The organism is Crocinitomicaceae bacterium, assembly GCA_016708105.1.
Lineage (GTDB): Bacteria > Bacteroidota > Bacteroidia > Flavobacteriales_D > Crocinitomicaceae > JADJGJ01.
This window is the reverse complement of the sequence record JADJGJ010000004.1, coordinates 218,400-230,357: the sequence shown is the minus strand read 5'-3', so window position 1 is coordinate 230,357 and position 11,958 is coordinate 218,400. Positions and strand designations below refer to the sequence as shown.

At 38.1% G+C, this 11,958-nt stretch carries 12 protein-coding genes; 3 read left to right on the top strand and 9 right to left on the bottom strand.

Features of this window, described 5'->3' with window-relative positions; translation table 11 throughout:
• Window positions 1–209: 209 nt before the first annotated feature.
• Complete coding sequence (locus IPH66_16815; GenBank protein MBK7131005.1) at window positions 210–644, top strand: hypothetical protein; 435 nt, start codon at window positions 210–212, stop codon at window positions 642–644.
• 60 nt (window positions 645–704) lie between these two features.
• Here the strand turns inward: IPH66_16815 and IPH66_16810 are convergent, their stop codons facing one another.
• Genes IPH66_16810 through lipB form a run of 3 tightly spaced genes read right to left on the bottom strand, consistent with a single transcriptional unit; the run spans window position 705 to window position 3,108 of the window.
• Window positions 705–1,118: a hypothetical protein gene (locus IPH66_16810; GenBank protein ID MBK7131004.1), complete on the bottom strand. Its 414-nt coding sequence runs from the start codon at window positions 1,116–1,118 to the stop codon at window positions 705–707.
• A gap of 49 nt (window positions 1,119–1,167) precedes the next feature.
• Window positions 1,168–2,394: a serine hydrolase gene (locus tag IPH66_16805; GenBank protein ID MBK7131003.1), complete on the bottom strand. Its 1,227-nt coding sequence runs from the start codon at window positions 2,392–2,394 to the stop codon at window positions 1,168–1,170.
• Window positions 2,395–2,409: 15 nt separating this feature from the next.
• Window positions 2,410–3,108 (bottom strand): lipoyl(octanoyl) transferase LipB, encoded by a 699-nt coding sequence (gene lipB / locus IPH66_16800; GenBank protein ID MBK7131002.1) that lies wholly within the window; start codon window positions 3,106–3,108, stop codon window positions 2,410–2,412.
• Between the two features lie 119 nt (window positions 3,109–3,227).
• Here lipB and IPH66_16795 point away from each other — a divergent pair, with 119 nt between their 5' ends.
• A complete protein-coding gene (locus IPH66_16795; protein MBK7131001.1) occupies window positions 3,228–4,313 on the top strand; it encodes a cytochrome-c peroxidase in 1,086 nt (361 codons plus the stop codon).
• Between the two features lie 108 nt (window positions 4,314–4,421).
• On the opposite strand, the gene IPH66_16790 is transcribed toward IPH66_16795, so the two are convergent.
• The 6 genes from IPH66_16790 to IPH66_16765 form a co-directional block, all read right to left on the bottom strand.
• Complete coding sequence (locus IPH66_16790; GenBank protein MBK7131000.1) at window positions 4,422–5,345, bottom strand: M48 family metallopeptidase; 924 nt, start codon at window positions 5,343–5,345, stop codon at window positions 4,422–4,424.
• 5 nt (window positions 5,346–5,350) lie between these two features.
• The gene (locus IPH66_16785) at window positions 5,351–5,911 is read right to left on the bottom strand and encodes a LemA family protein (GenBank protein MBK7130999.1); all 561 of its coding nucleotides are present in this window, start codon (window positions 5,909–5,911) and stop codon (window positions 5,351–5,353) included.
• Between the two features lie 117 nt (window positions 5,912–6,028).
• Window positions 6,029–7,015: a hypothetical protein gene (locus tag IPH66_16780; protein MBK7130998.1), complete on the bottom strand. Its 987-nt coding sequence runs from the start codon at window positions 7,013–7,015 to the stop codon at window positions 6,029–6,031.
• A 35-nt stretch (window positions 7,016–7,050) separates the two neighbouring features.
• On the bottom strand, window positions 7,051–7,398 hold the full coding sequence (locus IPH66_16775) for a transposase (protein MBK7130997.1): 348 nt from the start codon (window positions 7,396–7,398) through the stop codon (window positions 7,051–7,053).
• Window positions 7,399–7,642: 244 nt separating this feature from the next.
• On the bottom strand, window positions 7,643–7,996 hold the full coding sequence (locus IPH66_16770; GenBank protein ID MBK7130996.1) for a helix-turn-helix domain-containing protein: 354 nt from the start codon (window positions 7,994–7,996) through the stop codon (window positions 7,643–7,645).
• Between the two features lie 307 nt (window positions 7,997–8,303).
• A complete protein-coding gene (locus tag IPH66_16765) occupies window positions 8,304–10,637 on the bottom strand; it encodes a CotH kinase family protein (GenBank protein ID MBK7130995.1) in 2,334 nt (777 codons plus the stop codon).
• A 148-nt stretch (window positions 10,638–10,785) separates the two neighbouring features.
• On the opposite strand from IPH66_16765, the gene IPH66_16760 reads away from it, so the two are divergent.
• The gene (locus tag IPH66_16760) at window positions 10,786–11,928 is read left to right on the top strand and encodes a CapA family protein (GenBank protein MBK7130994.1); all 1,143 of its coding nucleotides are present in this window, start codon (window positions 10,786–10,788) and stop codon (window positions 11,926–11,928) included.
• Window positions 11,929–11,958 lie beyond the last annotated feature (30 nt).

Genomic DNA, 11,958 nt, shown 5'->3' with positions numbered 1-11,958 from the left:
CACTATTGAACTTAAATACTGTCTACCATAGCGTCCACTGTATTTTACCCGATGCCTTGACCTCACGCTTGATGCCATTCAGTATTAATAAAATTTCAATTGATGGGGGATAGTTACATCGTGCATTTCTCCCATGAACATTTTGTTTTACTGTTACATTTGGTTTTATTGTTACATTTGGTTTTATACACTATAAAATTTTCAATCTGATGTCTAAATTCTTATTTCTATTCCTTATTGGGTTGTTCCTTAGTGCGTCTTCATGTAAAAAGCCGGGGTGTACGAACTCGCTGGCTAATAACCACAATAGTGAAGCTAAAAATGATGACGGGTCTTGTGAATTTGATGGTTCATGTGTATTTTGGTTTGCTCCTAATAACAGTCTACAATTAGCCGGTTGTAGCTATGTAAAAATCTATGTCGATGAAGTGTTTATTGGTGGTATGGCAACTTCTTCTACGTATCTATCGGCACCGGCTTGTAGTGAAGGGGGAGTAACTTACTTAACAGAAATGGGTACTGATGAATCAAAAATCATCAACTATAAGATTACAAATGCTACCTATCTCACTTCAGAACCAGTCGTCTATTCTGGAAGCTTAAAGATTGATGGCGGCGTTTGTGAAAATTACAATATTCCATAAATCCTATGGGATTTATGGATGCTCCAATTTTTTTCCTGTTCTTACCTTAAGAGACTCGACCTACTGAATAACCACTCCCCGTTTATTCATTACGGGCACCTGAATCATGTTTTTATCGCAAATAGATTCAGCTAGAAAAATGAATTTTTTATCATGAATTTGGCCATTCTCATAAAAGCTCACCCAATATTCATTGCTCAAACCAAAAACTTCTTCCATAATAGGTTCAATTTTGGCGAACGATGATGCGTTCATATCTCCAATGAAATGACGTAATACAGACGTTTTAATTGGTTCGCCGGTGTTGGCATTTTCACCATATCCCTTCGAGGAAACCAGTGCGTTTTGAATAGAATTCGACTTCAAATTCAACAAATACACATTGTAAATCTCTACGGTTTTATCATCGTTCCATTCTTTCACCACTGCAACTGCAATGTTTTCAACTTTTGGAATATGAATATGGTGTTTCATTAGTGAAAAAGGACTACAAAAATAATTCAATTTTCAGATGAAGAGTTCATCAATATGCTGCGCCCGCCTGATTGGCAAGATTAATAGCTGTTTGAATATAAAGAGGCAATTCCTGGTAGTGTCCTTCTAGTGCGTCATCTTTCTTCTCTTCGGTATTTTGCCATGATGCTGAATTGTTGTGACCTGTGCGCACAATCACTAATTCTTTTTCAGGAATAGAAATGATGAATTGCCCACGCATGCCTCTGAAATAAGTTACTTCAAAAGGGAAACCTGTATAAATCCAATATTGATAACCATAGGTGTTATTGGGCTTTCCGTTACCTTTAGTCAGTGGGGCAAGTGAACAAAATTCATCCATATATTCTCTACTTACTAATTGTTTACCATTCCAGTTGCCGCGGTGATTTACTAATTTACCTAGGCGTAAAAAATCTCTTGATGTGGCGTACAAACAGCAAAATGCTTTTTCAGTACTGTTCTCATCACCAGCCAAGCTCCACCACGCATCACTTTCAGCACCCATGGGTTTCCAAAGTTTTTCAGCTGCGTACTCAGAAATATTTTTGCCCGTGGCTGCTGCCAGAATATACATTAGCACCTGCGTGTCACCACTTTTGTACCTAAACACCTTACCGGGTTCTTCTTCAATGATTCTGCGATTACAAGCCAAATCTCTATCATCTGTATCATAATATAATTCTGCCACATCACAAAACGGACTGATATAAGATTCAGACCACGACAAGCCGGTTGACATGGTGAGTACATGACGAATTGTGATGTTCTTCTTTTCATCATCAAACTCAGGTAAATAATCTGCTACAGGCTGATCTAGTGATTGAATCAACCCCTCATCTAGGGCGACCCCAATCAATATTGACACAACAGATTTTGCCATGGAAAACGAGTTGCTTAGTGTATTTACCGTGTGTTCTTCCCAATATTCTTCATAAATGATGGTATCTCTCCAGCTTACTAGAAAAGAAACCGTTTCAAGGCGCTCAAGCAAATCACGTTCATCTTGTGATAAGGTAAGTTTTCCGAGGTTGTGATGTTCAGCCCACGGTTGTGGTGAACCTATTTCAACTTTTCTGTTGTTAAAAACCTCTAAATCATAAATGGTTGGTTTGATGTGACCTTTTAAATACGTATGCGCAACCCCTTTGTAAATGTAGTATCGGCCGGTTATTACAATAGCTAAGTTAACTCCTACCAAAAACAAGAGAATAAGAATAAGCAGCCACTTGAATATTTTTTTTACAATTTTCATCACGTCCACCAAGTTAAATTAAAAATAATCGTAATCAAACACATTAGACATGTTGATGCGCAAAGATTCTCTCACTGCATTTATATCAACCGGTTTACCTAATTCTTTTTCCATTGAGGTCACCGATTTGTCAACAATACCACATGGTACAATATGATTAAAATAACTCAGATCAGTATTCACATTCAACGCTATACCATGCATGGTTACCCATCTTGAGCTTTTCACTCCCATGGCACAAATTTTTCTTGCATCCGCCGTGCCCCCATCTATCCAAACACCGGTTAATCCATTTACGCGTCCGCCAACGATTCCAAACTCAGACAAAGTAAGTATTACAGCCTCTTCTAAATAACGCATGTATTTATGAATATCAGTAAAAAATTGGTCAAGATCAAAAATTGGATACATCACTATTTGGCCCGGGCCATGATAGGTTATATCACCACCGCGGTTAATTTTATAGAACGTAGCTCCGTGTTTTTTTAGGTCATCTTCATTAATTAATAAATGATTTTCTTCACCGCTTTTACCCAGCGTGTACACGTGTGGATGCTCACAAAACAGCAAACTATGTGTTGGAAGATCAGCATCTGGCTGTTCTCTTAAAACCATTTTTTGATCTATCACTTTTTTGAATTTATCTTCCTGATAATCCCAAACTTCTTTGTAATCTCTCAGTCCTAAATTTTCACAATGTACTTTATTCATTCTCATTGAATCAGATTACAAAGGTAATTATAGATGATGACAAGCATGAAGGGTATTATTTGATATATTTATGACTACACATTGTAAACCTTTCATTCATTTGATGCGTTATTGATGAAACACAAATGAAACACAGTATCACATTTCTAGCGCTTGCACTTTTTGCCGCATTGATCAGTTGCAGAAAGGATGATGAATTTGGATTACCTGATCCAACCGGCTATAACTTTAATTACCCTGGAATCATTTCAGATTATTTACCTCCTATTCAAAGTCCGGCAAACAATCCAACAACCAATGAGGGAGTAGATTTGGGTCGCATGTTATTTTTTGATGAGCGGCTATCGGGTGACAATACACAATCATGCGGATCATGCCATATTCCGTCAGCGTCATTCAGTGATACAACCACCTATAGTAAAGGAATTGACGGCATAGAAGGCGGACGAAATGCGCCACCCATCATTAATTTAGGCTGGATGCCTGAATTGTTTTGGGATGGTCGAGCAATCGGCTTAGAAAATCAGGTGTTTGGACCGGTTGTTAATCCCGTTGAAATGCATGATACCTGGCCAAACGTTGCCTCTAAATTGCAACAAGATGATCAATATCCCGCCTTGTTTGAGCAAGCTTTTGGGACCTCCAGTATAGATTCTGTGCTGATTAGCAAAGCCATTGCACAATTTATGCGAACATTAATTTCAGGCAATTCTCCCTTTGATAAATACCTGCAAACCGGAATCAGCGGATGGAACAGTGTTGATGAGCAAGCTGCCTACGAAGGTTTCACTATTTTTATGGAAGAAACTAAAGGTGATTGTTTTCATTGTCACGGCGACTCTTTTAACCCGCTATGGACAGATAATAAATATCACAACAACGGCCTAGACGCAAGCTTTGCTGATTTGGGTAGAGGAGCAGTAACCGGAGATCCGGATGATAACGGCAAATTCAAAACGCCCACCTTGCGCAACTTGGTTTTCACGGCACCTTACATGCATGATGGTAGGTTCAGTACATTACAAGAGGTGATTAATCACTACAGCACTGGTCTGGTGAATTCACCCACTATTGATCCTCTTATGAAACATATTGGCACAGGGGGCAGTCAAATGAATCCGGCTGATAAATACAAACTCTATATGTTTCTTGTTTCGCTTTCTGACAGCAGTTTTATTTCTAATCCGGCATTTCAGGATCCGGGAGAATAAAGCTTCATTACACTTAGAGGGCGCAGGTAGCGGACTGCGCCTACGTTAAAAACAAAAAAGGCGCAACTTCATTTTGAACGTTGCGCCTTTTTTATCATGCCAGTCTTTTTAAACCTGCTCTAAAAATGCTATTCGTTTTTGAATTGGAGGGTGAGTAGCAAATAAACCGGTGATTGCTGAAAACGCATCAGCTTTTGGTTCGTTAGAAATAAACATTGATTTCACATCAGAACTACTTACATTTTCGACTTCAGAATGTCCTGAAATTTTTCTCAATGCACCGGCTAAAGCATCAGGGCGCTTAGTCATTTCAACTGCGGCTGCATCAGCCAAATATTCACGCTTACGTGATAAAGCAAATCTGAAAAGTATTGTAAGCAAATAGGCAACAGCTGTTACCAATAAAATAATCAACATGGCTTTACCATCAGACTTTTTGCGGTCACGATGATTACCATATAAAATTGACCTGAACAATACCTGAACAACAAAACCGAGAATACCCACAAAGATGATAGAGACAATAAGCAATCTAACATCCTTATTAACGATGTGCGCCAATTCATGCGCAATTACACCTTCTAACTCTGCGTCATCTAATTTTTCAATGATGCCACGCGTAAGTGTGATGGTATAGGTTTTTTCATTGATGCCGCTTGCAAAAGCGTTAAGCGCATCCGTTTCCATAATTTGGATTTTAGGCATGCGACGCCCTTGAGACATACACAGGTTCTCCACCAAATTGTAAACCCGCATATTGTTTTTACGATCTAAGGTGTGAGAGTGAGCTGCATATTGAATCATTTGCGCATTAAAAAAATACGCCACCACAAACCAAAGCGCAACTCCGCCCATTACAAGGGGTGCAACCTTCAAAAACGTTTCCGCTTGATAAGGTTCCCAGCGCATATCGCCCATAAAAAACACGATGAGCCAAACCGCACCAAGGATAATTGAAGGAAAACCAATTAGCAGAAGCATGGATTTAAAATTGTTGCTTCTGATTTGGCTGTATAGTCCAACGTATGCCACAGGAATCAGAATTTAATTTCAGGAGCTTTATCTAACTCTTCACGCTGAACAACACCTAAATCAAAGTATGGTTCTTGGCTGAATTTAAACATGCCCGCAATAATATTACTTGGAAATTTTTGTACTTTATTATTTAACTCTTTAGTAGCAGAGTTAAAGAAACGACGCACTGCAGCCAACTTATTTTCAATGTCTGAAAGCTCATGTTGCAACTGCATAAAGTTTTGATTTGATTTCAAATCAGGATAAGCTTCCATTTGCATTGAGAATTGTGACATAGCACCAGAAAGAGCAATTTCAGCCGCAATTTTATCATTCACTGTGCCTGCAGACATAGCGCGTGCTCTTGCTTGCGTTACTGCTGTTAACACTCCTTTTTCTTGTTCAGCATAACCTTTTACGGTTGCAACTAATTGCGGAATCAGATCGTGTCTTTGTTTCAATTGTACATCAATATCTGCAAATGCATTCTCCCGGTTGTTGCGCAATCCAACTAACCCGTTGTACATAGTGATGAAGATGATGAGTAGAAGAACTACTACACCAATAGCCACCCATAAACCAATACCCATAATTGTTTTGTTTTAAATTTTAGAAGCCGAAAGTTAAACAAAAAAATGAGATAAGACCCACGTTTTGATAAACTTGATTTAGTCAAGACGTTCTCTTAATGCACTAAGGAATTACTGAGCAAAGGTTTTGTCAATTTTCTGATTAGCTGACACCACGTACATGCCGGCAGAAAGAGGCCGGTCTATATGAATAACCACCCATTCTTCTGATGCTGTTTCACGAGTTTCAGAATAAATAATTGCACCATTTACTGCCGTAATATAAAGATTCAGCGTGCCGCTGAGTGGCTCTGAAAAATAAATCACAAAGGTAGATTGACTGCCAGATGTTTGAGATATAATTAGCATTTCTTGGTCAGAATAAAACTGTCCATTTGAAATGACGCGTGTATCAGAAAAAGAAAAGGCACCATTCATGTCAACTTGTTTTAATCTATAGTAAGACAAACCAAGGTAAGGAATGCGGTCTTCAGCTTCATAAGATAAAAGCACACTGGAATTTCCGGCACCATCAACCACTGCAATGCTTTCCCAGGTGAAGCCGTCAATGCTGCGTTGAACGACAAAATAATCATTCTCTTCTTCAGATGCTGTTTGCCATTTTAAGTCAACAACTCCTTCAATAAGTTCAGCTGTAAAGCTTATCAATTCAATAGGTAGAGAACAGTTTTGACATAGCACCCCGGGTCCAACAAAAGGTCCGTCAGCAGCATTCCAATATTGGTCACCATCAATAGTAATATAGGTTGATGAACCACCGCCTGAACCCACATCAATATAGCCGGTTGCGGCAACCCAAACAACAGAACCATCACTTAAGTTTAGTTTTTTTCCATTTTGGAATATTAAATCACCATCAACAAAAACAATGGTTGACGGACAACCGGTTAAATTTACCGTGTTGGTGACCGTCACTGTAATTCCGGCTGGAATTATAATAGTATCATAACAAGGAGTTCCATCAGGCACGGCGCTACCACCCCAAGTATCTGTTTGATTCCAGTCACCACTCTGTGTAGCTGTTATAGAGCTAGCTTGAGCTTCAAACGAAAAAGTCAGAAACAAACTTGTAAAAATGAATAGTGAAAATCTACGCATCAAGTATATTATACCATTAGCCAATATAATTTAGTCTAAAAAGAGCATAATAAATATTTGAAGGAACAAATTTTCTTTACTGTTTTTGTTGTAATTATTCTCCTCACAACCTTGGCTAAGTGTTTGCCCAATTGATCGATGGTATTAAAGGATTTGCAAACGAACTCTTGTTTGAGTTGCCACCAAATTTTCTCGGCGGGGTTTAGTTCTGGACTATAAGGCGGCAGAAAAATTAAAATGATATTCTCGGGTATGATTAGTTTCTTTGCCTTATGGAAGGCTCCGTTGTCAAGCACGATTAGTTTAAGTTCTTTTGGATTCTGCTTTGATAATTCTTGAATAAAATATTGAAAGCAATCTGTATTACAATAAGGCAGTTCCAACAAAAGCTATCTCCATTTATTGGTGAGAATGCTCCATATAGGTATGTGTTTTCGAATTTGTGTTGATAAGTACAAACGGGTTTTACCCCCTTTGCTGTTAGAACCCGCCCTGTTCTTGTGAGTAGTCCAAATCGACTCTCATCCTAATAAATATTAATGCTTTTATAGCATCCCAATAGTGGTTTTACTTTGTCTTTACAGATTCGTTTGAAGTTTTTAAAGTAGCAACCGCTTCTTTATCCTTTTAATATGACTCTTGCGGGGTACTTTTAACGATGCCAAAGTGCCTTTTAACATAATGACGCAAGCTGTTGTAATTAACTCCTTTAATAAAATTATTTTCCACCCACGCATGTAATTGTTTGTAGCTTGAAAATGCGGCATCCTCTGAACAAAGCTTCAATTTAATTTTCTTATGCACAGACTTACTTATTATGGAGGGCTTAAATCCAATTCTACCATCCTTTAATAATTCGGATATACCGCCCTTTTGATATTTAGTCCGCCATGTCTGAATACTGTTGTGATTTACACCTATCAGTTCCGCTAATTCATTCTTGCCTAATGCTCGATCAGAACGCTTGATCTCAATAAGCATTTTTATTTTCGGACCGTGGTGGTCTGCAGATTTTTTACGAGACTTCTTAAGTCCTTAAGCGATTCTTTCACCGTAATAGAGAGTGCATTTGCCATACCTCAAATATATAGCATATATACATTAGTCTAATATAGTTCAAGAAAAGATATTGACAATTTACTTGTTAATATCAGACTATTCTATAATAGCTAATGGTATTAAATCGGGTTAGACACAGACTAAGATACGAGAAAAGACTTTCCGTAGTTGCCTTTTTAGGTTATTTTCGATGAATCTCGATTTCCGAACGTTGGGAATTCGCGGGGAATTAATTCAAATTACGCCTCTTTTTAAAGTACCGGAAGAATAACAGACCACCTGCCAATATAAAAAAAAACCCGCCACCTCCAATGTAGAAAACCTTTGTCCAATATGCTTTTTCCTTTTGTTCATGCAAGTAGTCAAGGTATGATTTTGAATGTTTGCCCGCACTTATGTCCTCTTTTATCCAAGCGGTTTTGCTGCTGCGCAATGAATCAGGGTGAACCAAACTAATGGAACCAGAACGACCATTAAATTCTTCCTCTTTATAACCCTTATACGTGAGTGAATCTACCAAATATCCCTCTGCATCATACAATTTTAAATGCTCTCCTTTACGTGAAAGACCGAATTCAAAATTACCCACCGCGCTTACACTATCAGACAATACACGTTCAGCGTACTGTGCCAATAAACTGAAATGTCGCGGATTTAGAATAACCCCGTTTGGCACGGTGAATCCCTTTTTGTATGCGTTATCAGTGAAAACCCAACCACTTAAATCAACTGACATGCTTGAACGATTATATAATTCAACCCAATCACCTGTTGAATCTGATTCAGCTTGATAAAAACAAATTTCATTGAAAATAATACTGTCTGACCAAACACTCTTGCGCTTTGCCTGAAATATTGGAACCAATTCAACATCTTCAGAAAGATTAATTGTTAGTTCAGGCGTCTTTTCATTTCTGCCTTTCCAGCCAACAAATTCATAATCATGTTTCGGTTTTGCAGTTACTTTAATTGGCACCCCGGTGAAATAAACACCTTCAAAATTTCTTTTAATTTCTAGGCTGTTCAGGTAAATGTCTCCATAAACATTTCCAGGATATTGCACACTTACAAAAGCCGTGTCTTCCAAATTAAATTTTTCCATGATGAACAGGCGCAAATAGTATGGGCGACGGGTAATAAAGGTTTTTAATACCTGTACGTTTTCTTCCCATGCCTTTACGGTGGTGCCCCATCTTTTTTGATGAAAAGGAATTTCAGCCCTAATCCCGTCTGCAATTTTATTCATCAGACGCACAGCGGTATCAGCGTGATACACGGTGTTTAACTGATCAGCAAAAAGATTTATGTATTCAGTTTCCAATTTTTTATTTGATAACAAACTGCGAATTATAAATGTTGACCAAGGTGGATCAGGCCATATTTCATTGTTGACCGAGGTAAATTTTTTGAGCGTATTATTTTTATATCCGTTCGGGTTGTTATTGCCTAATCCCATCTCAGTATCATAAAAAATCCAGCGCCATTGAGAAGAATCATTTCTCTCTTTGTAATATCTGATATTCCCCCCGGCATCTCTGTTGTCAGAATAGATTTCAGCTATGTTGTAACTCATATAATTTTCAATATCCATGAGTTTTCTTAATTCTTCAATCACCTGATCATCTTTCAGATCTTTGTTTGCTAGAAAATTGAGAAGATACTTATATGCTTTTGAGTTGCCGTGCTTAGCACCATCTCTGTGCTCCATTAAATCCACATTGTCTTTATCAATTCCAAAATTATCTTCCAAATAATGTTCGTTTACTTTTTCTCTCAGGTTTTGAATGCCCCAATATTGACCATTGAGAAAAACAATTGCCGGCCTATATGCCTGAATTGCGAGACCTGTAGGCTTTGCAAGTTGAGTCATGAACGCATCACGAAAATGTGTTTTACCAAAATCACCACCGGCATTTCTCAATACAAATGATTTGTATGAATCCATCTTTCTTTCAGGGAAAATAGGATATTCAAAACGATCCTTACCGTATTTATCACGCGCTGTAACGTAGAGAGATTTTTGTGGTAACCCCTTACTGAAACCACCAAATACCCCAATACCGGCAACCTGGTTAAATGCACATTCACCGGTAGGTTCATACATTTCTACATTTGCTTTACGTTCCCAGTCATACCAAAAATTTGCGCCTAGATAAGGCGGCACGGTATCAGCACAACAACCCATCACGTAAATTCCGCTTGCGTAATCCCATAAATTAGCCGGATCAGTAGTAATTGAAACAATTGGCAAGGTGTATTTTCTATCACAGAAATATGAATTAGTAATTACCCGTGACTGACCGTTATCACCATAAGCCACAGCGCGTATTACAGCAACCGTACTCACACTTATAGGCTTGGTGTATTTTATTGATGCTGATGTTGGGGTAGAACCATCTATTGTATAATAGATGCGGGCATTAACTAATTCAGAAGACAAGGTAATTTGCTGAGGCTTATCAAAAATGCCGCCCACCGGTTCAAAAACCAATCGGGCGCTGTCAGTTTGACCCAGAGAGATCAACGACCAAAAAATAAATACAACAAAAAACAAATGCTTCATCACTAAGTCAAAATTAAACTACAATTCCAACATATCATCATACACTTGCTGCAATTTATTCTAAGAGTTACTTGAGTAATTATTTGCGCTGATGTATCAATTTGGCATTTAATTCGTACAGAACACAGATAAATACTTGTATTTGATTATGAAAACTATATTCTCATTATTGCTTGTCATTGCCGTTTATTCATTAAGCTATAGCCAATCAAACCCTGATACCACCAGTGGAAAGGTGAGTTTGCTTTTCATAGGCGATGTGATGGGACACGGCCCACAAATAACATCAGCACTTGACAAAAACAGTAATACGTATGATTACAACCATTGCTTTAAATACATACAAGACGAGATGCGTGATGCAGATTATACCATTGCTAATTTGGAAGTAACCTTAGCAGGGCCTCCCTATAGCGGATATCCTCAGTTTAGTTCACCTGATGAATTAGCGGTAGGTTGTAAAAATGCCGGTGTAGATATTTTTGTTACCGCAAATAATCACAGTTGTGATAGGGGGGGGCAGGGTATTGTGAGAACATTAGACGTACTTGACTCACTCCAAATTTTACACACGGGCACTTATCGTGATTCTGTTGAAAGAAAAACAACCACACCCTTTATTATTGAGCATGATTGTTTCAGGTTTGCTATTCTTAACTACACCTATGGAACAAACGGAATCAACGTGCCTGCACCAACCATTGTGAATCTTTTGGATAAAGAGCAAATTGCAAAAGACATGGAGATTGCTAAAACAAGAAAGGCAGATAAAATTATTGTTGTTACCCATTGGGGAAATGAATATGAATCAAACGCAGGCACCTGGCAAATTAACATGGGTAAATATTTATTTGAACAGGGTGCGGATATTATTATTGGGTCACATCCACATGTATTACAAAAGATGGTACTTGAAAAGCAAACAGATGCAAAAGGGCAAGAAAAATTAATTGTGTATTCATTGGGTAATTTTGTTTCAAATCAACGCGACCGGAAAAAAGACGGCGGCGCCATGATTAAATTAACCTTAACAAAAGAATCCGGCACCACCTTTATTTCAGAAGCCGGACACATATTAACCTGGGTGTACACTCCTATAGAAAACGGCAGCAAGAAATATTATATTTTACCCGCCGCAAAGTATGAAAACAAGCCTGAATTTTTTGACGGAGAAACTAGTTATAATCAAATGAAACTGTTCATTTCTGATTCGCGCAGCTTGTTTAAAGAGCAAAATCTGAATGTTGGTGAATACGTTTATGAAAATGAAAAATGGGTGCTTAAATACTAAACACCCACTCTCAGATTTTAGAATAAATAA